The organism is Streptomyces sp. YJ-C3 (assembly GCF_053891275.1).
This window is the reverse complement of sequence record NZ_CM132685.1, coordinates 4,473,259-4,497,349: the sequence shown is the minus strand read 5'-3', so window position 1 is coordinate 4,497,349 and position 24,091 is coordinate 4,473,259. Positions and strand designations below refer to the sequence as shown.

Here is a 24,091-nt window from a genome sequence, read left to right as displayed (position 1 = left end):
GTGAAGGTTAACCGGCGGGAACCGACTCACCTGTCCCGCCATGCCTCTGGCACCCCACCAAACCCGGCAGTGAGCTCCCCGCACGGGTTGTCCTGGGTGGACGAGATGCCGGGGGCAGTAGTCCCTAACCCTGGTCCGTGCGGTCAGACAGGACTGGCCCTTCAGACGCTGCGCGTGGCTGCGGAGCGTTCAGGAAGTTTGGAGCTGATCAGGCTGGGCTGTGACGCCGACGGGTTGGTGCCGATCGTGCCGCCGCGCCAGGCGGCGTGGCGGCGGGAGCGGGCTGGCGGCTCGGTCGGGCACGGTGCGGCGCGGGTCTTCTTGTGCCGTCTGGCGTGCGGCGTTTAAGGCGGAGCGGGCGAAGTCCTGGACCGGACCCGTGTGCGCTCCGGCTCGCCACACCAGGCCGTAACCGACCGGTTCTGTGCCGGTGAGCGGCAGGTAGGCGACACCGGGGCGGGCGTAGTACGTCGCCGTGTGCGCGGGGGCGAGTATTGCGCCCTGGCCGGCCGCTACCAGGATCAGGGCCTCCTGCATGTTGGTCACGGCGGGACCGCGGGCGATGGGCCGGCCGGCCGGTGTCCTGGTGGGGGCGTGGTGCTCGCGCCAGTACTGCGGCTGTTCGCCCTCGACGGTGAGCAGCGGGACCTCGGCCAGGTCCTCCAAGGTCACCGTGTCCCGCGCGGACATGGGGTGCGCCGAGCTGATCACGAGGACCCGCTCCTCGGCGAAGAGGGCGGGCCCGCCGCCCAGATCGTCCTCGCGCACCGGGAACTCCTGCAGCTGGAGGTCGAACTCCCCTTTTCGCAGCTGCCCGTAGGGATCGCCGAGCGGTACCTCGCAGATCTCCACGACGAGCCCCGGATGGGTGGTCCGCAGGGACTCAGTGGCCTTCATGACGATCTCGCCGGCCAAAGGAGTGGCGAAGCCGACGTGCAGTACCGCGTCGACGCCGCGCGCGGTGGCGGAGGCGCGCGCGAGCGCGTCCTCGATGCCGCGGTGGTGCGGAGCCAGGTCGTCGCGCAGCTGCCGGCCGAGCGCGGTGAGGCCGACCCGGCGGCTGGTGCGGACGAACAGCGGTGCGCCGACCCGCCGCTCCAGTCGCTGCACCAGCTGGCTCACCCGCGCCCGGGAGAGCCGCATCTTCTCGGCGGTGCGGCCGAAGTGCAGCTCCTCGGCGAGCAGGAGAAAGCACTCCAGTTCGTCGCGTTCCATCAAGGTCCCCCAGGCGGCGCGGATCGGTAAGCCTGGTTGAACGAACGTTGCGATCATCGCCGTTGTTCCGCCCGTCGGCCGGGACGGAAGGTGGAGCAGCCGTCGAGACGCGGCCCCAACACCCCCTCTCCGCCGAGGAATCGCCATGACGTCATCACCTAACACCCCACCGGGACCAGCACGAACGCTGAGCGCCAGGGACTGGGGCGTCCTGCTCGTCCTGTGCGGTGCGATCTTCCTGGAAGGCATCGACGTGGCCATGCTGAACGTGGCTCTGCCTTCCATCCGCGCCGACCTCGGCCTGTCCACCGGCTCACTGCAGTGGGTGATGAGCGCCTACGTCCTGGGCTACGGCGGCTTCATGCTGCTGGGCGGACGCGCCGCCGATCTGTTCGGGCGCCGCCAGATGTTCGTCTTCTGGCTGACGGTCTTCCTGCTCTTCTCCGGGCTCGGCGGCCTCGCCTCCGAGGACTGGACGCTGATCGTGGCCCGGTTCGTGACCGGGGTCGCGGCCGCCTTCATGACACCGGCCGGCCTGTCGATCATCACCACGCGCTTCGCGGAGGGCCCGCAGCGCAACAAGGCGCTGCTCATCTACTCCGGCACCGGGGCCGGCGGATTCTCGATCGGCCTGGTCGCCGGCGGGTTGCTCACGTCGGCCGGCTGGCGCTGGGTGTTCTTCGCCCCGGTGGTGCTCTCCGCTGTGATCCTGCTCGCCGCCCTCGTCCTCGTGCCGCGATCGCCGCGGCCCGACCGGACGACCGGCAGGCCGGTCGACCTGGCCGGCGGCCTCACCGTCACCGCAGCCATCGTGCTGATCGTCCTCTGCGTGGAACGTGCCTCTCACACCAGCTCCGTCCAGACCGTGCTCACCCTGGGAGCGGGTCTCGCCGCACTGCTCGCCTTCTTCATGGTGGAGCGCCGTTCGGCTGACCCACTGGTCCGGCTCGGCATCCTTCGCAGCGGCGCCCTGGTCCGCGCCAACCTCGCCGCGCTCCTGTTCTCCGCAGGCTTCTTCGGCTTCCAGTTCCTGGTCGTCCTCTACCTGCAGGAACTGCGCGACTGGTCCACCCTGCAGACCAGCTTCGCGATGCTCGTCATCGGCATCGACGCGATCCTCTCGCCGGTCCTGATCCCACGGCTGGTGGCCCGCTTCGGCAACGCGCGCCTCATCCTCGCCGGTCTGCTTGTCACCGCCTTGTCCTACGGCCTGTTCCTGAGGGTCGACGCCGACTGGACGTACCTGGCGATGCTGCCCAGCCTGCTGCTTCTGGGCCTCGCGTTCGCGCTCACCTACGGCCCGCTCACCATCGTCGCCACCGAGGGCGTCGCGGAAGCGGAGCAGGGCCTGGCCGGTGGACTCCTCTACACCTCCTTCCAGTTCGGCGCCGCGCTCGGGCTCTCGGCGACCACGGCCGTCAACGTCGCGGCCACAGCGTCCAGTGCTCCGGCCGCGCTGCTCGACGGCTACCGGACGGCCCTGTGGGTGCCCCTCGCCGCGGCCCTGCTCGCCGTGCTCGTCGCCGCCTTCGGAGTGCGGACGCGCCCCGGCACTGCGGTCATTGCCTCGGCCGAGCAGGACTCCGCCGACCGTCCGGCCGCCGGACTGCCCACACCCCACTGACCTCCCGTTTCCCGCCGACCTGCCACACACGAGCCGAGAGGCCGAGAGGAGCACTCGCTGTGCCCAACACCGAAGTCGCCCCGTTCGCCGACCTCCAGGACACCTTCTTCCGCTACATCCGCGACATCAAGTACGCCACGATGATCACCGTCGACCGCGAGAACCGGCCCCGCGCCCGGGTGCTGCTCCCGGTCTGGGAGGTCGTCGACGGCCGCCCCGTAGGCTGGCTCGCGACCTACAAGACCCCGGTGAAGACGGCCCACCTGGCGCACAGCCCGCACACCACGTATGCCTACTGGAGCCCCCGCCAGAACACTGTCCACGTCGACGCTCTCTCCACCTGGGGCGACGATGAGGCCGCCCGGCGCCATGCCTGGGACCTGTATCTCAAGGGCGGGCCGCCCGGGGTGGGATGCGACCCGGTGCACTACTGGAGAGACGATCCGCAGGATCCCGAGTACCACGTGATCCACATCGAGCCCCGGCGCATCCAGCTGGTACGGGGCTCGGACCTGGGCAGCACTGTCTGGAGAGCGGTCCCGGCGGGGGTGCCCGGCGGGTGAGGTCGCCTACGCGGCGGGCGCGGTGGGCTCACCGTCAAGCCGTCCCTGGCCCGGAGCGCTCCAGACCGGGCCACCGCGCCCTACGTCCAGCAGGTGGCCGACGCCCTGGCCGCAGCGGGCGCTCCTCCTGCCTGATCCCCAGGGAGGAAAGTGTGTTCAGCACCCGTGCCTACTTCTCGGGGTCGGGCCAAGTTGCCACCAGTGCGCGCAAGTCTGGAAAACGGGGACCGGAGACGTTCTCTTGGGAGGGTTCACCGTTGAGCCAGCACACTTGTGCCGGGGCGCCGTCGCCGGTGTCGAACAGGCAGCACACTCCGCCGCTGTCGGCGGCAAGGCCCATGAACGTCTCTTTGATGTTGGTCGACCGCGCGAACAGGCGGCTCATCCCTGACGTCGCTGCCCAGCACTCCACCGACGCGTAACCAGGGTGCAAGAAGGATTCGAACCGGATCGTCGCGTAGACGTACCCGATCTGAATGCGCCCGTCCGGCTCGGGTTCAGGGCCGCTCGTCCGCGCGAACTCGCGCAGTGCATCATCGAGGTCGAACATGAGGGACGTGTCGAGCTCCAGCGTGCCGCTTGTGGTGCAGTCCACCGGCTCGCTCGCGCAATGGGACGTGAACGGCAGGACGAGCAAGTCACCACCGGGCAAAGTGATCTCAAGCGGCGGCACAGCACGGGCCGGTGGCGACAGCTCGGCCAGTTTGACCAGCGCTCTGGCGACATTCCTAGGATGCAGATAGATGTCGTAGCTATAGATCAGTCCCATGCTTCCCCTGTCCCGGATCGAACCGGAACCTCTCATCTTCCGTTCCTCGTACGCCCGCTAGTTTTGGCGGGGCGCGCGGGATCGACGTCACAGTGATGTCCCGCTGCCCGTTCGTGTGTGGGTCCTGTTGAGGCGTCGCCAATTGATGCGGCTGCAGGCGAACAAGACGAAGGAGTCGAAGAGTTGGAGGCGTCGTTCCCATCGCACGGACAGGCGCTTGAACTGGTGAAGCGGGGCGAAGGTCCGTTCGGCGAAGTAGCCAAGCAGCCCTTCCACTTCGCCCTTCTCTTGGAAGCCGCGCAGCCCCGGCTCGCAAATGACGGCGGTGAAGCCGTAGAACTTGCGCAGCGCGGTCCACTGAGGGTTCTCCTTCCTGCAGGCGGCTGCGGAAGATGACCTTGTGGACGCTGTGGGCAGGGTTTGAGAGGTCAGCCCAGGTGCTGCTGGAAGAAGGCGGCCGCCTCTCTGCCGACGCGAATGCGGACGGTCGGGTCGGCAGGTTCCGGGGCGAAGAAGTCGTCGTGGCGGACATCGGGGCCGGCCGAGCAGCCTCTCGCTGTGGGGATGTGCTCCAGGTACGGCCTGGTGTCGACGTCGTACGGGTTGACCGTGTCTGCTCCGCCCCAGCGGATGCCCACGGGCACTCGCACGGTTGCCAGGCTTTCCGGGGTCACGAGACCCCCGACTCCGGGGGCTACCTGGAAGATCGCCCGCACCCGTGGATCGGAGAGGTCCGCGGCGGCGGCATCCAGCGCATGGCGTGACGATTCGTCCAGCGGATACTTCTTCCGCAGCGCCTCCAGTGCGCCGGGGAACTCGGGGATCTCCGGCAGAGGGAGGGTTCCCGTCAGTACAGCCCACAGCATCTGCAGATCGACACGGGCCCCGGCAAGGGCCGCCGCCGTGTAACCGCCGAGGGAGAAGCCCGCCACACCGACCGGACCAAGCACCTGTTCCCGGGCCAGTTCATCGAGGGCGAAGGAGACGTCCCGGGGCCGTTCCCATACGTGGAGAAAGCCCTCCGGCTCGTAGCCGTCGACGTAATTGTTGCCGTGGTGATCAAGGGCGAGGACCTGGAAACCCGCCTCGTACAGCGGCCGTACGAGCCACTCCATGCTGCTGCCCGAACCTCCGGTGCCGTGCGAGACGACGACCACCGGAGCAGGCCCATCCTGTGGGCGGCTTTGCTCCCACAGGTAGAGACGGATCGGGCGCGGACGAGTCGGATCCCGCAGGTCGGGTCGGGATTCGTCGTGCAGGACACGTATCAGCGGCTGCGTCTGTTCGGAGTTCGGCATAGCGGCATCGTAGGGAGGTCGCCTGTCCTGAGTGCTGGGTCTCCGCCCTGGCGTGCGCTCTTCTGCTTCGCGGTCGGTTGTGTGGCCAGCAGCCTGGCTGCACGGTGTGCTCGCACTGCGGCGGTCGTCGATCTCGGCGCAGCCCTCTTGTGTGCGAAGTCCGGCCGCACACGGTGACGATGAAGCGTGACTGTCGGAGAGCCGACCGCGGAGTGAGGCGGGGTGTGAGGATCCGCCGGTGACCACCGAGCGGACGGCGGAGCTGGATGTCTCCCCGCACGAGGTGGTGGTGCCCCTCATGATCCACGCAGAGACGCGCGTGGCACAGGGGCGCCGGTCTCCCACGGACGCTCAGCGGTGACCAACGTTGGCAACTGCCCACAGTCCAAATGCAGGTCGCGCCGCTGATTGTCCACGCGGCCGCTGGCAGAAGTGCCGCTGTGCAAGTTGAGGAACTTCAGGGGTCCTGGATCAACCGTCGACGGCGTGAAGGGGCGATGACGGCGGGCCACCTGCTGGTAGCTGTCGCTTACCCAGCGGCGGGGCGAGAGAGCCTGGGGGAGCGGGACCGGCGCGGCCAGGGTCTCGTCGCAGGCCGGGCGTGAGAAGACGTAGGGCCCTGGGGGTAGGTCTCCCCGTTCCGGCCGTTGGGGCGGGTAGAAGCCGGACCAGACGACCTCCGTCGTCGTGGCGCGGACGATGGCGCGAAGGGGCAGCAGGCATCGATCATGACAGGCCACATCGACACGTAAGTGCAAGTCCCCAAGAGAAGCGTCGCCGCAGCCGATGTGGAGCGGCCGGAGGCAGGAGCGGCGCCTTGAGGGAGCAGGAAAATCCGGTCGGCGGGGAGCGTTTCCGGGCGCTTGATGAAGTTGGGACAGTTCTGTCGCGTTGTCTTGTCTCGTTGGGCTCGGTACTCGTCGAGGTCCACGGCGTATGACGCCTGCTCCATCTCACGTGCTCGCTCCGCCAGCCGATGATCCGAGCCGCGGCGGGTGATGTCCCCGTTTTGATGAGGCACTCATCGCCTCATCCAGCTAATGGTGTTGTGTCCGAGACGGCTGTCTCGGGCAGGAGGGCACGGCGGCCTGTTGTGCGGGTATTCATCGGTGCGATGGTGCAGGACGCCATTGTGCCGGGTACAGGGGCCGGAGTCGGCCTTCATCGATACCAGCGTCGGAACGGGAGTACCGTCCATGCGTCTTTACGCCCAAACCCCTGCGCGCCGGAGTCGTCAGCTGGTCGCGGACCTGATTGCTCTGCTCCTGATCGCGGTCGTGGTGAAGTTCGCCCTGGTCGTGCGGGACGCGATCCTGACGCTGGCAGAGCCTGGACGAAAGGCGCAGAGCGCGGGTGACAGCCTCGCCTCCAGTCTCGGCGACGCGGGCAACGCCGCCTCGAAGGTCCCGCTGGTCGGGGACTCCTTGAAGACGCCGCTGAAGTCCGCAGCCGACGCCGGCACCAGCCTTTCCGATGCCGGACAGTCGTTGCAGGACACCGTGGGCCACATCGCCACCCTCACCGCACTCGCCCTGATCGTCCTGCCGACCGCTGTCATCCTGGTGTTGTGGCTCGTTCCGCGCCTTCTATGGATCCGTCGCACCGCCACCACCCGCCACCTCCTCGACGCCCCAGGCGGTGCCGATCTCCTGGCCCTCCGGGCCCTCACCGGGCCGCAACGCCCGCTGGCCGTGATCCCGTCGCCGCCCGACGGTCTGGCCGGTGCCTGGCGCCGCGGGGATCCGGACGTCATCGCCGACCTGTCGGCACTGACGCTCCGGCGGGCGGGCCTTCGCGCCTAATGCTCTGACCGGTAACGTTCGCCGGGTTGCCATGGATGAGCGGAAAGCCAGGATTCGCGGAATCGATGTCTGGACTATTGCGCTGAGGGAGCGCGCTGTGCGGTGAGCACGGGCTGGTAGTACCCGCTGGAGGCCGGACTGTGCCAGGTGATATTGGTGAAGCCGGCTTCAGCCACGAACTCTGTCAGCTGAGGGGTCGTCAGCGCCCAGTAGGTACTCCGGCGAACTCGGACCTGCCAGGTGTTCTTCGTGGGGATGAGCTGGAAGTGCTCCAAGTTGTAGCGCTCGCCGTCTTCATGCCAGTGCCAGAGCTGGAAGGTGATCACGTGGCCATCGCGTGTTTCCGAGACCTGGGGAGGTGCCGCCGTGGGTCTGGTCTGACGCGTCTCGTCATAGGCCCGGACAGTGATCAGCAACAGTCCGTCGTCTCGGAGTACCCGTCTCATGCCGAGGAGGGCCGCCCGGAGATCCTTCCTGGTGAGCAGGTGCGGGAGCGAGTTGTCCGCGCAGAGCACGACGTCAAATGATGTCTCTTTGAACGGCAGTTGGCGCATGTCAGCCGCAGCGGCCGGAAGCCGGTACCCCCGGGCCGCCGCCTCGGCGGCGGCCCGCGCTGCGGCAACCGCGCTCAGGTCGCTGCCGATGACCTGGTGCCCGGCCTGGGCCAGCCCGATGGCCTGGGTGCCGATCCCGCACGAGCAGTCCAGGACCCTGTGCAGTCCCGCGCCGAGAGATTGGCGGACGAGTCCGCCCAATACCTCGGCCTGGTAGGCCATGCTCGCGTCCCAGTCCCGGAACATCAGGTGGTAGTCGTGGGCCAACTCGTCGTAGAAATACCGCACGGAGAGCTCGGACATGTGTCTCACCGTAGTGTGTGGTCGCCGGGGAGTGCGGGCAGGTTTAGGCATCGACTGTCAGACTTCGGCCGCCCCAGCGGATGCCCTTCTCGCTTCGGATACGGGCGCGTTCGCGGCGTTGGGCGGCCAGCACGTCGGGGTGGCGGGTGTTCGCGTTGCGCCAGCGGAGGTAGGCGTGGAGGATCGGGTCTGTGCGGTGTGGTTGCGGTGGTTGGAGTTGGCGATAGTTAACTGCCGCAATGGTCCGAAGTGGGCCTCGAGCGGGTTGGCCCAGGACGCGTATGTCGGGGTGAAGCACAGCTCGACCCGGCTCTTCTTCGCCCAGCGGCGGATCGTGTCGCCCTTGTGAGCGGAGAGGTTGTCCAGGATGACGTAGATCGGGGCACTGTCCGGGCGGGCCGCGCGGATCGACTTCAGGGCGGCCAGGGTGTTCGTGGCGCCCTTCTCCCTGTGGTTGACGCCCCACAGGATGTCGTCACCGATGGAGCGGCAGCCGTGGAAGTACCGGACACCGTGGGTGCGGTGGTAGGTCGCGGGATGGCGTTCGGGGTGGCCGGCGCGGGCCCAGCCGGCTCCGGTGGTGGGGCGGATGCCGAGCGGGCCGAACTCGTCGAACGCGAATACGCGGTCCGGGAAGCGATTCAGTACTTCTTCGATGCGGTCCAGCTTGGCGTCGCGCTCGGGGTCGGGGGATTCCTTCCAGGTCTTGGTGCGCTGGAAGGTGACGCCGCGGCGGGCGAGCAGGCACCGTGACGCCTCGCGGCCGATCCGGATCACACGGCCGTGTACGCGGCGCAGGTAGGCGGCGAGTTTGCGGAGGGACCAGCGTGTGAAGGGCTGCCCGAGCTTGGTCGGGCGGGTGGTGGCCGTCTGGACGACGAAGTCCTCATCGTCAGGACCGAGCAGGCGGGGACGGCCTCCCGCCCACCGAGGGTCCAAGCAGGCCAGACCGATCTCGTTGCACCGGTGGATCACGTCCCGGACCGTGTCCTCGTCGGCCTGCACCAACTTCGCGATCACCGGCACCCGGTTCCCGCCAGCCGAGGCCAGCAACATCATCGCGCGCCGGTAACGCACCGAACTGGTGCTGCCCCGGCGCACGATCTGCTGCAGCTTCTGTCCCCCCTGGTCAGTCAACCTGCGCACACGGACAGGCTCAGCCACGACACCCCCAGCGGCGGATCGGACGTCACCGCTCATCCAACCGCTCGGATATCCAACCCGGCGAACCTACTTGGTCAGCGCACTAGCAGTGCTTCGTGCAGGTGCCGGTCCAGCAACGCAGCATGTCCATCAGGGTGTCGGGGACTTGGCAGAGGGTCAGGCCGGACTCGGTGCTTTTGGGTCCAGGCGCCGAAAGGTGAGGTAGGTCTGAGCAGCGGTGACGTGATGGTGCCAGCCGTGCCAGGTGCGGCCCTCGAAGTGGTCCAGGCCGAAGCCGTGGTTGAGTTCGCGGTAGTCGTGCTCGATGCGCCAGCGCATCCTCGCCCACCGCACCAGCTCGGCGACCGACGTGGGGGGGCAAGTTCCTCACCCAGGGGTCAGCGGGTGGTGCCACATCGCCGTGCTGATCGACAGGATGGTCCGCACCGGCAGCACGCTGTCCCCGCGGCCGCGGCCGCGGGGGTCTGGGGCGATGGGCCGAGTGCCACAACGTACGAGGAGGCTCTGATGATCACCGATGACGAGATGGAACGCATCTTCCTGGTCCGTCCGGTTCGAAGAGGTAGCCCCTCAACCCAACTGACGGGTACGACGCGCTTGGTGGTCTCGCTGAGTGATTGCCCCGGCTGACTGACCGTCTCCGGCTGCACGGCCCCGGCCGTCGGCCGTGGGGGCGGCGGGATGATGTCTGCGAAGAGGAGCATTCTCGCCCTGTCTCGCGGTCGGCAGCGACCGAGACCGGGGCGCGGTTATTGCCGGACTCATCCTGCCCTGGAACTCCGGTGTCGTCGAAGGACACGTCAACCGGGCCAAGTTGCTCAAGGGCCATGGCACGTTCGCCGAGGCTGCGGATATCGGCGTGAGCGCGGTCGTGACGTCGACGCCACCGCTCAGACCCTTGCCCCGGAACGGGACGCGGACAGCATGGTCTGCGCTCTGACACGCCTTGTTCGCTGAGCACTTGACGACGTCGGCGGCGAGAGTGGCGGGAGTGCCGTGGTTCCGGGCCGCGGTCACATCGTGCACGGCCCCGGGTGACGCGTCCGAGGTCCAGATCAGACGGCCGGCTGGATCCGCGAGGACCTGCACGTACATGCCGCGGTGCTTCTTCTTTCCCGAGTAGTACGGCTGGTCGGCGGCGATACGGCCAATAGGCAGCACGCTGCCTCGTCGAGGGTCCCGTACGCCTTCTTCTGCATGGTCGTCATGGCCTGTTCCGGCGTGGGCGCGAGAGCGGCGAGGAGACGGAGACCCGAGGCCGGCGACTGCCGGTGAATGGCGGCTTGTTGAGCGGGCGGGGAGTGGGGAGGCTCTCCAACGCCGAGATCGGGGCGCGGCTGCACCTGGTCGAGGGGACGGTGAGGGTCTGCGTCAGCGCCTCGCTCCGCAAACTCGGCGTACGCAACCGGGTGGAGGCCGCCATCGCCACCTACGAGCCGGGCCTGACGTGACGCGACGGCTGACGGGGCGCGGGGCAGGCCGATCTGCCGGTTCTCCTGGCTGTTTGTCGGCGATGAACGGCAGGTCCGTCCGATCTGATGCGACTACGCTGTTGGAGCTGACACACGTGAACGAAGGACGCACATGGCTCGCCCCTACAACCCCGGACCGAAACAGTTCGTCTTCGCTGCCGGTGATGGCAACGACCAACAGGTCTCCGTGGGCGACCCTCAGGAAGCGTACGTGGCGTTCTCCGCGTTCTTCCGTGATTGCGATTCCGGCATCTACACCATCAATGATGAACCGTCGGGACAGAGCTTGGTACTCATGCCCGGGCAAGGTGTGATCTCCCGGATCAAAGACGCGGACCAACCTCGGTCGGAGTACCTCCGGGTCGACAGGGCCAATCGCTACCTCCCGAGCGCGATGCTGTTCTTTGAGAACGGATATGCCGGCCTCGACCGCTTCGGCCAGTGGTTCTCCGACCTCGCCGACCTCGACGCGTCACCGGAGACGCGCGGTGCCGCCCGCGCCGCCACGATCACGACAGAAGCAGCGGCGATCGAAGAAGTCGCTCGGATCTGGGCAGATTCGGGCAGCGTGGACCCGAGCGGCCAGTACTACGTCTTCTTCGACGCGCATGATGTCGACGATGACCGAGCCGAACGAGCCGAACTGCTCAAGTTGATCGAGTTCCTCGGTATCGAACGAGTCGAGGCCCCGGCCGAGGCCGCCGGGGGCGAAGTCTGGGTGCGCACCGACACACGCCTCGACGTCGAATGTGCACGGTGGTCGTGAACAGTTGGTGCGGGGTGGGGCTGCAGCATCGCAGTGATGCCAGACGGCGCCGTTCCTGGGAAGGCTGAGTCCGTGAGAGACATCGTTTTCACACGCAGCAGCGGCTGGATCCCGAACGTGATCCGCGAGGACGGCGAGCTGAAGCTGATGCTCGGTGCCGGGGCCGACGCCAACCACGAGCCGCGCACGTTCACGTTCCCGATCAGCGAAGCCCACCTTGCGGTGATCCGGGAGGACCTGGCCAGACACCTGCTGCTGTGGAGTGCGGTCCTTCCGCTGTGCGACGCCGCCGGAACCCGCGGCCGCCTCGACGAGAACGCTGCCGTCGCCCTCCTCAACCCGATCCTCCTTGCCTCGCCCGCGGACGTCGACGCGCTCTTCCAGCGCATCCGGTGGGACAGGAGCCGGCCTATCGCCCACGGGGCCGACATCGGTCTACTTGAGCGCGGTCAGGTATACGCGGCGATGCGCACGGCGACAGAGACGCCAAACGAGAAACGAGCTCAGGAGTACCACGCGGACCGCCGCCGCGCCGAGCGCGGAGCAGCGCTCGGTCCACTCGACGCCGCGATTCTGAGGTACACGGGCCAGTATCTGCACGGCGCGACGGTTCCGAGGCGGATGCCCGATGCCGTCGCCCCCGCGCTGCTGCCCGAGGTCATGCGGGTGATCGCCACGGCGGAGCAGGCGTGCGCCGGGATGCGGATCGGCCGCGATCCACGACGGGGAAAACGCGCCACGGACAGGCGCGACTGGGGTCGGATGGAGACGACGGTCGAAGCAGCCGTGCGCCGTGCACACCCTGAGCTCGGCGATGACGCGGTGCGTACCGTGAGCTTCCTGATGTGCTCGGAGGCCGCGGACCGCTCCAGGAGCACACCCATCGAGGATGACGAGGAGGCTGCCGACCACCACGCCGACTTCGGCGGCAGCGCGAGGAAGACGGTCCTGTCGTTCACCGACGACAAGGGCGTCGAGAAGAAGTGGCTACGGGGCAGTCCCCGCACTGCCGCCGCGGAGTTCTGGGAGTTCGTCGGCGATCGTTCTGCCGCGGACAACGAAGTGTTCACCATCGAGGACGAGGAGATGGGTGAAGGGATCCAGCTCCACTTCTACGCGGACTCCATCGCCCGGATCACGACGCTGCGCGAGGGTGAAGGCAGATCGGATCCGGAGTACCGGGTCGAGTACAGCCTGGTCGACGGGATCGGCGGGTACCGGAACCTGGTGAACGCCTTCGTCCGAGGCGGCTACGCCGCACTCGAACAGCACGGTCCCTGGATGTCGGATGTCGCCGAGTTCGAGCGCGCGCGCCGGCGCCGCGACGCCCGGTAGTCTTCAGCGGAAGCCCGCGCACGCGCCGTCGGAAGGACCTGCGGAGAGCGGGTACGGGAGCCCGCGCACTGCGCGTTGTCCAACCTGATGTCGATGCGCGGTGAAGGACACGGATTGCCTGCACGACGCCGGTCATTCGGTTGGTGCTGCAGCGGAGCTCCAGCAGGAGGCGCCGTCCCTTGAGGTTGGCCATGGCCTGCTCGCCGAGACAGCAGGTCTTGCGCTGCATGCTCAGGGCGACGTCATCGCGGTCGGGACGGAGGGCACCAGGGCCTACGGCGCCGAACTCGCCCGGTTCCTGACCGCGAACGGCATCACGGTAGCCGAGGTCGATCGGAAGGACCGAAAGGCCAGGCGGGCCCAGGGCTCCGATCCGACCGACGCCTACGCAGCAGCCACCGCGGTCCTGTCCGGCCGGGCGAGTGGAACACCCCAAGAGCCGGGCGGGACAGCATGAGGGAAGCCATCCGCGCGCTGCGCGTGGTCCGCAAGAGCGCCGTCAGGCCTGAACGCAGACTCTCGACCCGATCCGCGCTCCCATGGTCTCCGTCCCCTCCACGCTGAGGGACGAGCTCCAGGGACTGCCCACCGGCCTGCTGATCGACACCTCGCTCGGCCCCGGCCGAGTGGAGACCCATCAGGCTGCACCGGTACCCCTGTGGACCGCCCCAGTATTCAAGGCCAGCAGACGCACTCCGTACGATCCACAGGTGATCAACCAGGTTTTCCGCCCGCCACAGCGTCAGCTCATCGCCGCGGCCATCCTGACCGCCGTCGTTGCTTTCGGCTGGTACGCCGTCCAGCCGGTCTATCCAGCATGCACGGTCTTCTCCGGGTCCTACGTTCCCGCCGGCACCTCTTCTGCAGACCGGGACGCCGCCGCCTGACAGGCATACGAGAATGCCGTGGCCGACGGGGCGTGCGGGCCATCAGACGCCCGGTTCCGAGACTGGATTGGCTGACCTGAGTGCGGTCCGCACCCGAGCACGCACTTAACGGGACGGCGTGATGGAGGAGGAACGCATGCCGGGCCACTGCTCGGCGCCCCAGGCCTCGAATCGTTCTGCCTAGGTGAACCGCAACTTTGCAGCGAGACGCATCGAATGGATGTTGGCGGTCTGGATAGTGAGGACCACCGGCCGGCTCGCCGGGACTGCTTCGGTGAGCCAGTCGGGTGCCGCCCGCGCATGCCTCGGCCAGCGGACCTGAATCTCCACGCCCGCGCCAGGAACAGGTAGCCGAGATCGGCCTTTTCCGCGGCGGCCGGGCGACGGTGCCCCGTCGCTCTCCTGAGCGGGAACGGCTGTGCCCGGCCCCGGTTCTGGAGCTCGGCGGCCGCCAGCCCGGCGGCCGCCGAGGTCAACGGCAGTTGGTCTCAGTGCAGTTCGGTCGGTACGTCCGCGGCCGCGGGGTGGACCAGATCACCGCGGATCCACCCGGTGCGGCCCTTGGCGTTGCCCGTGGTCATCTTGACCTTCCACCAGCTGTGACCGCCGCTGTAGGCCGAGGATCGATCAGAGCACTTGTTGCCCTTGTACACGACGCCCACCGACGTGGAACCTGAAGACGGCTTGGACCGGAGCGAGGCCGCCTTCGCGGTGATGTAGCAGCCCTTCGCTGCGGCCTCAGACGTCCCGGCCGCGACCAGGCCGGACGCCGCGAGGCCGGCGGTCAGAGCCAGCGCGGTGACGGTCCTGCGGATCCGTGCAGTACGGGTCAGATCTTTACTCATGATCCGTCCAACCGCCCCGCAGACCAGCGCAGTCACGATCACTGGGCAGAGATCACCCAGACGGGGTGCACACAAGTCCTTTTGCCGTCCCCGGAAAGTCGTGCCGAGCCGAAGAGCCGACGCCCTGCACCCGATAACGACCGCCTTCTCGTAGCTGTGGACTCTGCGCGCGTGCCGTGGCGACTTCCGCGTGCTGCGATGGACGGAGGCAGGCGCGGGCGGTGCTTGCGTCATCGCCATGTCTGTCGACCGGCGCGGCCCTGCCTACTTCTCGCGCCGTACGGCTCGTGCGCAACTTACAGCGCTTGCCTCCAACGGGGGGGCGCGGTCGCCGTGTTGGGGGCGTTGGGCGGCACCGTGTCGCCTGTGGTCCTTGCGTTCGCCGCCCTTTAGGGGTGGGTAGTTCAGCGTTGATCGGGGACTTTCGGTGCCCGGGCCTCTCGGCGTCTGCTGCGGGGGACTTGGACAGGAGGCGTCCTGTGGCACACCGCCGACCGCGACTTCGGATACGTACCGGTGCGCCCCGCCCGCCGATCCCTCAGCAGCCCCCACTCCCTCGCAGAACTGCGGCCACGCCTGCCGCCGCGACGAGTCCACTCCGTCGGGTGGTCGGCTGGTACCGGGCCGCTGACTGGGCGAAGCACACGGCGGTTGTGGCTGCCGTGATTGCTGCGCTGGGGCTGTGGCTGACGGCTTGGAGCTCCTGGAAAGCCGCTCAGGTGGCGGACGATCAGCTGAGGCACTCGGCTGACGAGCAGCAGGAGGAGGCGCGGAGCCAGGTCTCAAAGATCGTCGTGTGGATTGAGGGGACGAGGGTCGTGGTCGTCAACCGGTCACTCGACCCGGCAACGGCGTGGCTGGGACTGAACAAGGACGACTACGCCGGAATCCGCTTGGGGACGTTGCCTCCCTGTACGCGCATCGAGTTGCCCAGGGATTCTTCCAAAATTGACAGGAAGTCCATTCAGGAACCCGTCGGAAAACTGTCCGACGCGTACGTATCGGACATCACGATCACTGACGCTGCGGGGCGGACCTGGCGGCGTTATCCAGACGGCTCCCTCGTGTCCATCAAATTCCTGAACAGGGACCCGATCGTGAGTCTCGCACCGGGCCCTCTGACCGGTTCCGCAGTGACCATGACGACTGTGGAGAAGTGCGGTACCTCGGACTGACACAGCCCGACAACCCGACAGCCCGATAACCCGAAACAGCCAAACTCCGCATACGGAGCCTCTGCCCCTGTTCCCGTGGCGCCCCACATGAGCGGCGACGATTGGCGTTCGTAGCCGGGGTAGGTTCGGCGTCAAGAAAACGCAGAGCGGCGAGGCCTATGGCACTTGGACGCAGGTGGTGATGCGGGCAATTTGGCCTTCGTCCGGGTTCGGTGGTGACTCCTTTGGGCAGTGACTTCGCGATCGTGGCGCATGAGGCGGTCGACGGCATCTTTGACGCAGCCACCCACCGCGATGGCCCAACCCTGGTGGTGTCGACCGAGGGACGTATGGACCGGGAGGCGTTCCTTGGCGCCGTGCGTGACAAGAAGCGGAACGCCTGCCCGGACGCACCACTGAACGTCACCGTCGCCCGCTGACCGCGCCCGCTGCTGTCCGGAACAAGTCAGCGGCGGCTCGCTTCAGGTTCGCAATCCCGCAGGCTGGGGCGTGTCACCATCGGCAGGACCTGCGTTGGTGACAGAGACAGCTGAGAGGGGCTGTGATGAACGAGGTTGAACTGACCTATTTGCGGCGGTGCGTGGCGCTGGCGGCCGAGGCCCTTGAGGCCGGGGACGAGCCATTCGGCTCGGTGCTCGTGGACGGCACGGGCGCCGTCCGCGCCGAGGACCGCAACCGGATCGCGGGCGGCGATGCCACGCGACATCCCGAGTTCGAGCTGGCCCGCTGGGCCGCCGGCCACCTCTCCGAGGCAGAGCGGCGCGAAGCCACCGTCTACACCTCGGGCGAGCACTGCCCCATGTGCTCCGCAGCCCACGCCTGGGTCGGGCTCGGCCGGATCGTGTACGTCGCCTCCTCGGCCCAGTTGAGCCAGTGGCTCACCGAGTGGGGCCGCCCGCAGGCACCGGTACGCGCCCTGCCCGTTGAGGAGATCGCTCCGCACGTGAGGGTCGAGGGCCCGGTGGACGAACTGGTCCCCGACATCAAAGAGCTGCACCAGAGGTTGGCCGAGCGGTCCTCGCTCGGCTGACGTTCGGTGGCGAGGGCGGTGACTGTGCGGCGCCCCATGTCATAGGTGATCAAGGGTGCCTCTGTACGCCGCCAGATGATGCTCCGAACGGTGAACGCCGCGCCGCCTCGGGCCGCGCAAGAAAGCGGCGGCGCGGCCCAGACCCACGAGAACGTGTGCCTCCAGGCGGCGAACGACGGGCCGACAAGCTCGCCACCTGCCCGAACAAGCCGCTGGGGGCACCTTTACCCGGGGACTGGAGTTGGAGCCGCGTCTGTCGCGTTCCGGCGTCCTTGAGCTGGCAGGCCGCGCAGTGAATCACGGCTCGGTCAGCAAGCCGGGGCGTAGGGGAGGTTCACCAAAGGGCCCGCCCGCCTGGAGCCAGAGCGGTTCCTCGTCCTCGCCGGGGCACGGCCGCGGTCCGATCGCGCTGCGGCCCTCGCACGCTCACCGGCTGTGATGGCGGTGCAGCTCTGCTGGATCCGCTGCCCTGGATGTTCCTGAGCGAGGCCCCGGACCGGTCCCCGCCCGCTGCGCGCCCCGGGCGCCGCGCACCGTGACGACGAAGAGAGGAGCGGGCGGGGTCGTGCGGCACCGTCGCCGTCGAGCGAACCGTCACGCCGCCGCCGCGCCGCTGCCGCTTCAGGCCGAGCGCGCACGCCCGGCGGACTCCCGCACCGAGGTCAGAAAGCGGCGTACCGTCTCCAGCTCACCCGCCTCAAAACCTTCGGCGGCCGCCACTACCTTGCCGATCACCGGCCCGAAGAAGGCCCACCCGAGTTCTGTGGCCTTGTCCTCCACCTCCAGCAGCACGCGGCGCCGGTCGGCCGTGTCCCTGTGGCGCCGGACGAGACCGAGCCGCTCCAGCCGGTCCACCAGGGCGGTCGTCCCGGCCGAGTTGAGGCGCAGTTGCCCGCCGAGCCACCCGGCCGTGGCACGGGTTCCGGTCCGCGCCGCGTCCAGTAGGTGGATCAGCGCGCGCACATCGGTGGGATGCAGTCCCTGCCGGGCGGCGAACTCCGCGCCGAGCAGGTCGAACTCCACGGTCACCTGGCGCAGCAGGTGAACCAGCTCCATCGCCGGACTCTGCTCGTCCATGCCCATTCCTTCCGGCCGCAGCGTAATATCTCGCTTAACGAGAATATCGGTGAGCGAGAGGAATGTGTTGTGACTCCGTCCGCTTTCGACCTCGCCTACGACGAACTCCGCGCTCGCTGGCCCGAGTCCACCGAGGAACGCGACGTCGCCACGCCGTACGGGCGCACCCGGGTCCATGTGTACGGCCCTGCGGACGGCAGCCCACTGGTCCTGCTGCCCGGCGGCTCCGCCACCGGTCTGGTCTGGCTCGCCAACGCACCGGTTCTCGGCGAGCGTTACCGGGTCCATGCGGTGGACCTGCTGGGCGACGCCGGCCGCACCGAACGCCGAGGCACACCGCTGAAGAACGCCGACGATCTGACAGCCTGGCTGGACGCCCTGCTGGACGGGCTCGGGCTCGCCCGCACGCACCTGTGCGGTCACTCGTACGGTGCCTGGCTGGCCGTCAGATACGCACTGCAGGCACCGCAGCGCGTCGACCGCCTCGCTCTCGTCGATCCCACCCAGGTTTTCGCCGGATTCCGCCCTGGGTACCTGCTGCGCGCACTGCCCACCCTGATCCGCCCGAGCCAGGCCCGTGCTCGCGCCTTCCTGGACTGGGAAACGGCAGGTGCCCACCCGGACGAGACCTGGCAGCGCCTCTACGCGCTGGCCACCACTGTTCCCGGTCGCAAGTTCGTCACCGGAGGCCGCCCCCGAACCGTTGACCTGCGCATGCCGGTGCTGGTCCTGCTCGCGGAGCAGAGCGGCGCCCACCGAGCCGTCAAAGTCGCAGACAGGGCCCGTCGGATCCTCCCGCACGGCGACGTTGCCCTGCTCCCCGGAGCCACCCACCACTCCCTGCCACTCACCGCACCCAAGCAGTTGAACGACCGGCTGATGGATTTTCTCCGCTGACCGTGCCAGTCGACGGGTCGGCCGATCGCGACGACCGATTGTGTTCAGCGGTGCGCGGTCGCCTCCCTCTCTGCCTAGCGCAGGGCAACGTAGATCAGGATGGCGAACGCGGCAACGGCCTTGCAGGTCCGGGAGTCGTTGGACAGTTCCCGGCGGCTAAGGATCTTCGCGTGGTCGGTCGGCGGCACGGCGGCGGCCCACTGCTTGACGCGGCTGTCGATCGGGACGTTCCCGCACCGGGTGATCAGGAGTGATGTGACGGTGAGGAGCCCGGCCGTGGTTGCGAGGAGTCGGGTCCGCTCGCGTGTCAGAACGGCCAGCGTGAGGGCGCCGAGAGCGGAGGCCGCCTTCGCCCCTGCATGGTGATCCCGCTCATCCTCATCAGCTCGGTGTGGAAGGCGAGTCACACGTCGAGCTGCACGGAGTTGAAGGTGGGGACGAGATTGGCGGCGCCGTAACCGAAGGTCGCGGCGAGCAGAGCCTGGAGAGCAGCGACAGGCCGAGGAGGAGTCGCGTGCGCATCTGGTCACTCTTCCTTGGCGGCGTGGGTGAAACGGATGCTCGCTTCTCCTGGGAGTCTGCCTCCTTGCCGAAGCTCGCTGAGGGGGTGTCTCGGTTCCTCCGCCATGGCGGCATCCCCTCCTCAACCCACCACTCGCTCCAGCTCCCACCCCATCCGCCGTCGACCATATGTCTGCGGAAGGGATGAGACAGTGCGAGCAACGATCACTAGTCACCAGCCATGGGGCCTCACGGACAAGCTCGATGAGTACGACCCGGTGGGTGCCTCACTGGACTTGATTCGCCGCGGAAGCGAGCCGGGAATGAAGCGACTCGTGCAGGAACTGCCGCCCGTGCGTGTGGGGGGCGACCGTCGCCCTAGTCATCGGCGAGGTACGCGACTGGGATCACAAGTCGTGGGATGCCAGGCGGTGGCCGTCTCAGCTCGGGCGAAGAAGGCCGCCTTGCCGGTTACCGCTGTGCCGCTCCGGGCAACGAGGAGTTCGGTTCCCGTGCGGCCGCGGTTCAAGGATTTCGGGTAGCGGGCGGCTCCTCCGCAGGGAACAGGATCGGGCTGATGAGGTGGCGGACGCGGTCCGGGGCGGGGGCGTTGCCGATGTGGCGGATCAGAACGGACCGCAACTCCTGGATCAGTTCCGCCCGTTCGGCCGGACTCAGCCAGATCGCGTGCTGTCGGTAGCCGACCTGGTCGCCCGCCGGGTCGGCGCCGTCCCGGTCCAGATACGCGCCGAACTCGGCGAGCAGCGTCGCCGTCGCCACGGCGAAGATCCGCCGGTGCTCGTCGGGGGTGACCTGCGCGGCGGCCTCGGCGTCGACGGCTGCCCGTTCCCGGCGCAGCCGGTAGGTGCGCTCCACGGCGCCGCGCACCCGTTGTTCGTCCGAGACGTCGAGGAGGCCGGCGTCGGCGAGCGCGCCCACGTGCCGGTACACAGTCGCCTTCGACACGTCGGGCAGCAGCGCGCACATTTGTGACGTGGTGAGCGTTCGGTCGCCGGACAGTGCGTGCACCAGGCGCAGCCGGACCGGGTGGAGGAGGAGATCGACCGTGTCCATGGGTGTACGTTCTCACAGCTGATAACGTTCTCAAAGTTGAGAATGTGTCGCTCGCAGGGGAGAACGCATCGTGGCGCGTGACGTGCGCGCCCGAGCCGAGGGGGAACGCCATGACCGTGCACCGGCCGCCGCTGGGGCGCCACCACACCGTCACCGGACGGCAGTTGATGCTGCACCGGGCCGGGGCCGGCGGCCCGGCCGTCGTCCTCCTCGCCGGGGCAGGAATGATGGGCCTCGACTACCTCAACCTTCACGAGCGCATCGCCGAGCGCACCACCGCTGTCCTCTACGACCGCGCGGGCACGGGCTGGAGCGACGGCGCCGATGCGCTGCCGCGCACGGCCGCCGACGTCGTCGCCGAACTGCGCGCATTGCTGAGGACGGCCGGTGTGCCCGGGCCCTACCTGCTCGTCGGGCACTCGCTCGGCGGGGCCTACGCCCGCCACTACGCCCGGACCCACCCCGCCGACGTGGCCGGCCTGCTGCTGCTCGACCCGTTTCACGAGGACCTCGGCCGACGGGTGCCGCAGGAGGCGCGCGACCACCTCGACCGGATGACGAGGCACCTGGAGCGGCAGCAGAGCACCGAGCCGACCGCCGGCCAACTGGCGGCCGCCCGAGAGCAGTTGCTTACCCACTTCGCCGCCTGGCCGGACGCCGTGCGCGGACCGCTCGCAGACCGCCACCTGGCCACCTTCCGGGCCGCGGGCCGCGAGAACGACAACCTCTACGACAAGGTCGCCGACGAACTGCGCGCCGCGTCGCCCACCCCGGACGTCCCGACGATCGTGCTCTCCGCCATGGGGCACGACGCCACCCAGGCCCACCTGTGGCCCGCGGAGCTGCTCGGCGAGATCGCCGCGGCCAAGCGCGCCCTGCACGCCGAACTCGCCGCCGAGTCGCCGCGCGGCGAACACCGCGTCCTGGACGACGCCGGGCACGGCTGGCTGCACGAGGAACGGCCCGACGCGGTCCTCGCCGCCGTCGACGACCTGCTCCGCGCGGCCGCGCGTCTGTGAGCCCTGCCTCCGCCTCGCCCGGACGGGCCGCCGCCCGCGCCGTCAACGCGGCGTCAATCTCCTCGAGCACAGCGCCAGAATGCCGCCGAGGACACGACGGGAAGCGCACTCAACTCTCCTGTGCACGGCCTTCTTTGGAAGCGTGGGTGAGACTCGGCGAGGCCGCCTGAAGGTTTACCTGGGGGCGCTCCGGGCGTCGGCGAACGTACCGGATGCTCGACGAGACGCGGCCCAGGGACGGACGGGGCGCCAACGTCTCTGTCGGGGATCGCCGAGTGGCACGTGCGCGAGCGCCTCGCCGAGGAGGAAGCGAGCCCGCCGGAGTATGAGCGCGCCCTCGCCCAGGATCTGACGCTCAACCAGTTCCGCGAAGTGGTGGCCCAGTTCGCGGTCGACGGGCTCACCGAGTCGGAATCCTTCCTGCCGATCGTCTGGCGTCTGCCCAAACGGGCCAAGATGGCGATCTTCCGCGTCCTCGTCGACGAGTTCGGCTGCGGAAACCTGGACCAGGCGCACTTCAACATCTACCGGGAACTCGCTGCCGAACTCAACCTGTCGCAGGACGAGCGGGACTACCTGCACACCACCAACCCGGAAACGTTCGACTACGTCAACATGTTCTTCTGGGCGGCGACCCGCGCCCCGCGGCCCGAGTACTTCCTCGGCTGCCTGTGCTACCTCGAGTCCAGCATCCTCTACGCGTTCCAGTGTTTCGCCGACGGCGCGAAGCGGCTCGGCCTCGAAGGGGCCCGCTACTACACGGAACACCTGCACATCGACACGTTCCACATGAAGGAACTCCAGAACTCGATCAGGGAGTTCGACGCGGAGGCCGACCTTCAGCCGGCCAAGGTCTGGACCGGATTCATGCTGGCCAGCGAAATCCTTGGAGCGGCGACGGAATCCGCCGTCGCGTCGGCTCAGCGGACGGCGCCGTGAAGCGCCCGCCGGAGGTGACGATCGAGCAGATCGGCGAGGACCGACTGAGAATCACCGTCGGTGACCGCCAGTTCGAAACGGAAGCCCACTGCCCCCACCGCGGCGGCCACCTGGCCCACGGCTACGTCAACACCCGTGCCCTGCGCATCACGTGCCCGCTGCACCACTCCAGCTACAGCCTCGAAACGGGGGAGCCGCACGGAGGACCCAGCGGACGGGCTCTGTGCGTGCGAAGGACCGAGGGCTGACGGCCGGCACACAGGCCCGTAACGGCGTGTACGCGCGGTCGTGCAGCCTTGCCACCTCCTCCGGGACGGTCGTTCCGGAGGAGGCCGCTGCCGACGATGGCGTGAGAACGAGGTTCTGGCTCAGGTTCCGTGCAGCAGTGACTGAGCGTTGCGAGCCGGAAGGTGGCTGCCTGGCTGGTCAGGGCTGGATCTGATCCGGCCCACGAAGTTGGGGTGCTGATCCACGAACCGAGGAGAGCTGACGTGCATGACAGGGCGCGGATGGAGGAAGCCCGCGATGTCCTGCCTGCCGAGCTGGAGGTGGGGCGATCGACGAAGGCTGAGTTGACCACGTGGGCTGCACGGCTGGCCTTCATGCGACTCGCGCGGCAGCGCTTGGCCACCGCGCCGACACCCGACTCAGACGGCTTGCTCTTCCAGTACGGCACGCACGCCTTCAGCGGGCGTCCGATGTTCACTGTGGACCTCAAGCGACAGTTCGACATCAGTGACGACGGCGGTGAGCACGACCACTACGTACGGATTCACTGCGAACTCCGCTACGAGTGCGAACCCGCCGTGGACGCCCTGGCAAGCTTGTAGGGTCTCGCCGCCGATGACAAGCTTGTAGGGTCTCGCCGCCGATGACAAGCTTGTAGGGTCTCGCCGCCGATGACATGTCGATCTTCTGTGACCTGCTGGTTCTCTGTCGTCGCACCGCGATGTCACCCAAGATCGTCTCAGGTCGATGCCATCTCCTAGGCGGAACGATGAGTCTGCGGCTGAGCAACCGAGCACGAGGACTACATGTGAGCTCGGATCGCGCACCGATGAGTTTCCCGCGCCGCGCCGGTCTGTACGCGTGAGACCGACTCACGGAAGGCTGGCGCCATGCGGAAACTCATCTACGGCATGAACCTGACCCTGGACGGCTACATTGCCGCGCCCGGCGACGACATCGGCTGGGGCGTGCCGAGCGACGAGCTGTTCCAGTTCTGGTCCGACCAGTTGCAGGCGACCGACCTGTCGCTGTACGGGCGCAAGCTGTGGCAGACGATGAGCTCCTACTGGCCGACCGGCGACCAGCAGCCCAACGCCACCCCGGCGGAGATCGAGTTCGCGCGCCGCTGGCGGGACATGTCGAAGGCGGTGTTCTCCTCGACGATCGACAAGGTCGACTGGAACACCCGCCTGGTCACCGGCGACGCGGTCGCCGAGATCACCCGCCTCAAGGCCGAGGACGGCGGCCCGATGGACATCGGCGGCGCGACGCTCGCCGGGGCGGCGATGCGGGCCGGGCTGATTGACGAGTACGTGCTGGCCACCGCGCCTGTCCTGGTGGGCAGCGGCACGCCGTTCTTCACCGCGGTTGACAACTGGGTGAACCTCAACCTGGTGGAGACGCGGACGCTTCCCTGCGGCGTGATCCTGACCAGGTACGAGACGAGGCGCTGAGCGCCCGTTCTGGGTGACCCGGACTACCGCCCGAGCCGCCCAAGCGGGTGAAGCCCCTGCACTGCCTGCCATCCACGCCTGCCATCCACCTGCCAACTGC

The 24,091-nt window shown here is 68.3% G+C and carries 24 protein-coding genes and 5 pseudogenes; 17 read left to right on the top strand and 12 right to left on the bottom strand.

Annotation, left to right across the window (positions count from 1 at the left end):
* Positions 1-189 precede the first annotated feature (189 nt).
* Positions 190-1,215 (bottom strand): LysR family transcriptional regulator, encoded by a 1,026-nt coding sequence (locus tag ACVHNB_RS20190; RefSeq protein WP_428957341.1) that lies wholly within the window; start codon positions 1,213-1,215, stop codon positions 190-192.
* 145 nt (positions 1,216-1,360) lie between these two features.
* On the opposite strand from ACVHNB_RS20190, the gene ACVHNB_RS20185 reads away from it, so the two are divergent.
* Positions 1,361-2,839 carry an MFS transporter gene (locus ACVHNB_RS20185; protein WP_456228819.1) on the top strand — a complete coding sequence of 493 codons (1,479 nt, stop codon included), beginning with the start codon at positions 1,361-1,363 and terminating at the stop codon, positions 2,837-2,839.
* Between the two features lie 59 nt (positions 2,840-2,898).
* Positions 2,899-3,402 carry a pyridoxamine 5'-phosphate oxidase family protein gene (locus tag ACVHNB_RS20180; protein WP_456228818.1) on the top strand — a complete coding sequence of 168 codons (504 nt, stop codon included), beginning with the start codon at positions 2,899-2,901 and terminating at the stop codon, positions 3,400-3,402.
* 169 nt (positions 3,403-3,571) lie between these two features.
* Here the strand turns inward: ACVHNB_RS20180 and ACVHNB_RS20175 are convergent, their stop codons facing one another.
* On the bottom strand, positions 3,572-4,171 hold the full coding sequence (locus tag ACVHNB_RS20175) for a hypothetical protein (RefSeq protein WP_456228817.1): 600 nt from the start codon (positions 4,169-4,171) through the stop codon (positions 3,572-3,574).
* A 428-nt stretch (positions 4,172-4,599) separates the two neighbouring features.
* A complete protein-coding gene (locus ACVHNB_RS20170; protein ID WP_456228816.1) occupies positions 4,600-5,328 on the bottom strand; it encodes an alpha/beta hydrolase family protein in 729 nt (242 codons plus the stop codon).
* A gap of 1,337 nt (positions 5,329-6,665) precedes the next feature.
* Between ACVHNB_RS20170 and ACVHNB_RS20165 the strand changes: the two genes are divergently transcribed.
* Complete coding sequence (locus tag ACVHNB_RS20165) at positions 6,666-7,271, top strand: hypothetical protein (RefSeq protein WP_428957347.1); 606 nt, start codon at positions 6,666-6,668, stop codon at positions 7,269-7,271.
* Positions 7,272-7,345: 74 nt separating this feature from the next.
* On the opposite strand, the gene ACVHNB_RS20160 is transcribed toward ACVHNB_RS20165, so the two are convergent.
* From ACVHNB_RS20160 to ACVHNB_RS20145, 4 genes and pseudogenes are all read right to left on the bottom strand, one after another.
* The gene (locus ACVHNB_RS20160) at positions 7,346-8,128 is read right to left on the bottom strand and encodes a class I SAM-dependent methyltransferase (protein ID WP_456228815.1); all 783 of its coding nucleotides are present in this window, start codon (positions 8,126-8,128) and stop codon (positions 7,346-7,348) included.
* A 43-nt stretch (positions 8,129-8,171) separates the two neighbouring features.
* Positions 8,172-9,292 (bottom strand): annotated as a pseudogene (locus ACVHNB_RS20155) (IS630 family transposase).
* A 156-nt stretch (positions 9,293-9,448) separates the two neighbouring features.
* Positions 9,449-9,677: pseudogene (locus ACVHNB_RS20150) on the bottom strand (IS701 family transposase); the annotation flags it as partial.
* 608 nt (positions 9,678-10,285) lie between these two features.
* Positions 10,286-10,387, bottom strand: a pseudogene (locus ACVHNB_RS20145) (IS5/IS1182 family transposase); the annotation flags it as partial.
* A 188-nt stretch (positions 10,388-10,575) separates the two neighbouring features.
* Between ACVHNB_RS20145 and ACVHNB_RS20140 the strand changes: the two are divergent.
* The 5 genes and pseudogenes from ACVHNB_RS20140 to ACVHNB_RS20120 form a co-directional block, all read left to right on the top strand.
* Positions 10,576-10,743 (top strand): annotated as a pseudogene (locus tag ACVHNB_RS20140) (LuxR C-terminal-related transcriptional regulator); the annotation flags it as partial.
* Positions 10,744-10,876: 133 nt separating this feature from the next.
* Positions 10,877-11,530 (top strand): hypothetical protein, encoded by a 654-nt coding sequence (locus ACVHNB_RS20135; protein WP_456228814.1) that lies wholly within the window; start codon positions 10,877-10,879, stop codon positions 11,528-11,530.
* A gap of 72 nt (positions 11,531-11,602) precedes the next feature.
* On the top strand, positions 11,603-12,865 hold the full coding sequence (locus ACVHNB_RS20130) for a DUF6357 family protein (RefSeq protein ID WP_456228915.1): 1,263 nt from the start codon (positions 11,603-11,605) through the stop codon (positions 12,863-12,865).
* Between the two features lie 100 nt (positions 12,866-12,965).
* The gene (locus ACVHNB_RS20125) at positions 12,966-13,322 is read left to right on the top strand and encodes a hypothetical protein (protein WP_456228813.1); all 357 of its coding nucleotides are present in this window, start codon (positions 12,966-12,968) and stop codon (positions 13,320-13,322) included.
* A 253-nt stretch (positions 13,323-13,575) separates the two neighbouring features.
* On the top strand, positions 13,576-13,752 hold the full coding sequence (locus ACVHNB_RS20120; RefSeq protein WP_456228812.1) for a hypothetical protein: 177 nt from the start codon (positions 13,576-13,578) through the stop codon (positions 13,750-13,752).
* Positions 13,753-13,857: 105 nt separating this feature from the next.
* On the opposite strand, the pseudogene ACVHNB_RS20115 reads toward ACVHNB_RS20120, so the two are convergent.
* Both ACVHNB_RS20115 and ACVHNB_RS20110 read right to left on the bottom strand, forming a co-directional pair.
* Positions 13,858-14,159 (bottom strand): annotated as a pseudogene (locus ACVHNB_RS20115) (GNAT family N-acetyltransferase); the annotation flags it as partial.
* A gap of 81 nt (positions 14,160-14,240) precedes the next feature.
* Positions 14,241-14,597 (bottom strand): SH3 domain-containing protein, encoded by a 357-nt coding sequence (locus tag ACVHNB_RS20110; RefSeq protein WP_456228811.1) that lies wholly within the window; start codon positions 14,595-14,597, stop codon positions 14,241-14,243.
* A gap of 605 nt (positions 14,598-15,202) precedes the next feature.
* Between ACVHNB_RS20110 and ACVHNB_RS20105 the strand changes: the two genes are divergently transcribed.
* The 3 genes from ACVHNB_RS20105 to ACVHNB_RS20095 all read left to right on the top strand — a co-directional run bounded on the left by ACVHNB_RS20105 (position 15,203) and on the right by ACVHNB_RS20095 (position 16,802).
* Positions 15,203-15,772, top strand: a complete 570-nt coding sequence (locus tag ACVHNB_RS20105) for a hypothetical protein (RefSeq protein WP_456228810.1) — start codon at positions 15,203-15,205, stop codon at positions 15,770-15,772.
* 224 nt (positions 15,773-15,996) lie between these two features.
* Positions 15,997-16,191, top strand: coding sequence for a hypothetical protein (locus ACVHNB_RS20100; protein WP_456228809.1), 195 nt, complete (start codon positions 15,997-15,999; stop codon positions 16,189-16,191).
* Positions 16,192-16,316: 125 nt separating this feature from the next.
* Positions 16,317-16,802 (top strand): nucleoside deaminase, encoded by a 486-nt coding sequence (locus ACVHNB_RS20095; RefSeq protein WP_428957358.1) that lies wholly within the window; start codon positions 16,317-16,319, stop codon positions 16,800-16,802.
* A 621-nt stretch (positions 16,803-17,423) separates the two neighbouring features.
* Here ACVHNB_RS20095 and ACVHNB_RS20090 read toward each other — a convergent pair.
* Positions 17,424-17,879 (bottom strand): MarR family winged helix-turn-helix transcriptional regulator, encoded by a 456-nt coding sequence (locus tag ACVHNB_RS20090; RefSeq protein ID WP_428957359.1) that lies wholly within the window; start codon positions 17,877-17,879, stop codon positions 17,424-17,426.
* Positions 17,880-17,948: 69 nt separating this feature from the next.
* On the opposite strand from ACVHNB_RS20090, the gene ACVHNB_RS20085 reads away from it, so the two are divergent.
* Positions 17,949-18,776: an alpha/beta fold hydrolase gene (locus ACVHNB_RS20085; protein WP_428957360.1), complete on the top strand. Its 828-nt coding sequence runs from the start codon at positions 17,949-17,951 to the stop codon at positions 18,774-18,776.
* A 74-nt stretch (positions 18,777-18,850) separates the two neighbouring features.
* Here ACVHNB_RS20085 and ACVHNB_RS20080 read toward each other — a convergent pair whose 3' ends face one another.
* Both ACVHNB_RS20080 and ACVHNB_RS20075 read right to left on the bottom strand, forming a co-directional pair.
* Positions 18,851-19,183, bottom strand: a complete 333-nt coding sequence (locus tag ACVHNB_RS20080) for a hypothetical protein (protein ID WP_428957361.1) — start codon at positions 19,181-19,183, stop codon at positions 18,851-18,853.
* 619 nt (positions 19,184-19,802) lie between these two features.
* Positions 19,803-20,351 (bottom strand): helix-turn-helix domain-containing protein, encoded by a 549-nt coding sequence (locus ACVHNB_RS20075; RefSeq protein WP_428957362.1) that lies wholly within the window; start codon positions 20,349-20,351, stop codon positions 19,803-19,805.
* Positions 20,352-20,461: 110 nt separating this feature from the next.
* Here ACVHNB_RS20075 and ACVHNB_RS20070 point away from each other — a divergent pair, with 110 nt between their 5' ends.
* The 5 genes from ACVHNB_RS20070 to ACVHNB_RS20050 all read left to right on the top strand — a co-directional run bounded on the left by ACVHNB_RS20070 (position 20,462) and on the right by ACVHNB_RS20050 (position 23,991).
* On the top strand, positions 20,462-21,370 hold the full coding sequence (locus ACVHNB_RS20070) for an alpha/beta fold hydrolase (RefSeq protein WP_428957363.1): 909 nt from the start codon (positions 20,462-20,464) through the stop codon (positions 21,368-21,370).
* A gap of 282 nt (positions 21,371-21,652) precedes the next feature.
* Complete coding sequence (locus ACVHNB_RS20065; protein ID WP_428957364.1) at positions 21,653-22,309, top strand: iron-containing redox enzyme family protein; 657 nt, start codon at positions 21,653-21,655, stop codon at positions 22,307-22,309.
* On the top strand, positions 22,306-22,557 hold the full coding sequence (locus ACVHNB_RS20060; protein WP_428957365.1) for a Rieske (2Fe-2S) protein: 252 nt from the start codon (positions 22,306-22,308) through the stop codon (positions 22,555-22,557). The genes ACVHNB_RS20065 and ACVHNB_RS20060 overlap by 4 nt, the downstream gene beginning before the upstream one ends.
* A 243-nt stretch (positions 22,558-22,800) precedes the next feature.
* Positions 22,801-23,139 carry a hypothetical protein gene (locus tag ACVHNB_RS20055; RefSeq protein ID WP_428957366.1) on the top strand — a complete coding sequence of 113 codons (339 nt, stop codon included), beginning with the start codon at positions 22,801-22,803 and terminating at the stop codon, positions 23,137-23,139.
* 288 nt (positions 23,140-23,427) lie between these two features.
* Positions 23,428-23,991 (top strand): dihydrofolate reductase family protein, encoded by a 564-nt coding sequence (locus tag ACVHNB_RS20050; protein ID WP_428957367.1) that lies wholly within the window; start codon positions 23,428-23,430, stop codon positions 23,989-23,991.
* The last annotated feature ends 100 nt before the right edge of the window (positions 23,992-24,091 follow it).

What these genes read in the sequence shown, in the direction of transcription:
- ACVHNB_RS20050 (WP_428957367.1), top strand. Translation starts at nt 23,428, where the DNA reads ATGCGGAAACTCATCTACGGCATGAACCTGACCCTGGACGGCTACATT.
- ACVHNB_RS20070 (WP_428957363.1), top strand. Translation starts at nt 20,462, where the DNA reads ATGACCGTGCACCGGCCGCCGCTGGGGCGCCACCACACCGTCACCGGA.
- ACVHNB_RS20110 (WP_456228811.1), bottom strand. Translation starts at nt 14,597, where the DNA reads ATGAGTAAAGATCTGACCCGTACTGCACGGATCCGCAGGACCGTCACC.
- ACVHNB_RS20090 (WP_428957359.1), bottom strand. Translation starts at nt 17,879, where the DNA reads ATGGACGAGCAGAGTCCGGCGATGGAGCTGGTTCACCTGCTGCGCCAG.
- ACVHNB_RS20190 (WP_428957341.1), bottom strand. Translation starts at nt 1,215, where the DNA reads ATGGAACGCGACGAACTGGAGTGCTTTCTCCTGCTCGCCGAGGAGCTG.
- ACVHNB_RS20160 (WP_456228815.1), bottom strand. Translation starts at nt 8,128, where the DNA reads ATGTCCGAGCTCTCCGTGCGGTATTTCTACGACGAGTTGGCCCACGAC.
- ACVHNB_RS20165 (WP_428957347.1), top strand. Translation starts at nt 6,666, where the DNA reads ATGCGTCTTTACGCCCAAACCCCTGCGCGCCGGAGTCGTCAGCTGGTC.
- ACVHNB_RS20175 (WP_456228817.1), bottom strand. Translation starts at nt 4,171, where the DNA reads ATGGGACTGATCTATAGCTACGACATCTATCTGCATCCTAGGAATGTC.
- ACVHNB_RS20075 (WP_428957362.1), bottom strand. Translation starts at nt 20,351, where the DNA reads ATGGACACGGTCGATCTCCTCCTCCACCCGGTCCGGCTGCGCCTGGTG.
- ACVHNB_RS20095 (WP_428957358.1), top strand. Translation starts at nt 16,317, where the DNA reads ATGAACGAGGTTGAACTGACCTATTTGCGGCGGTGCGTGGCGCTGGCG.
- ACVHNB_RS20135 (WP_456228814.1), top strand. Translation starts at nt 10,877, where the DNA reads ATGGCTCGCCCCTACAACCCCGGACCGAAACAGTTCGTCTTCGCTGCC.
- ACVHNB_RS20185 (WP_456228819.1), top strand. Translation starts at nt 1,361, where the DNA reads ATGACGTCATCACCTAACACCCCACCGGGACCAGCACGAACGCTGAGC.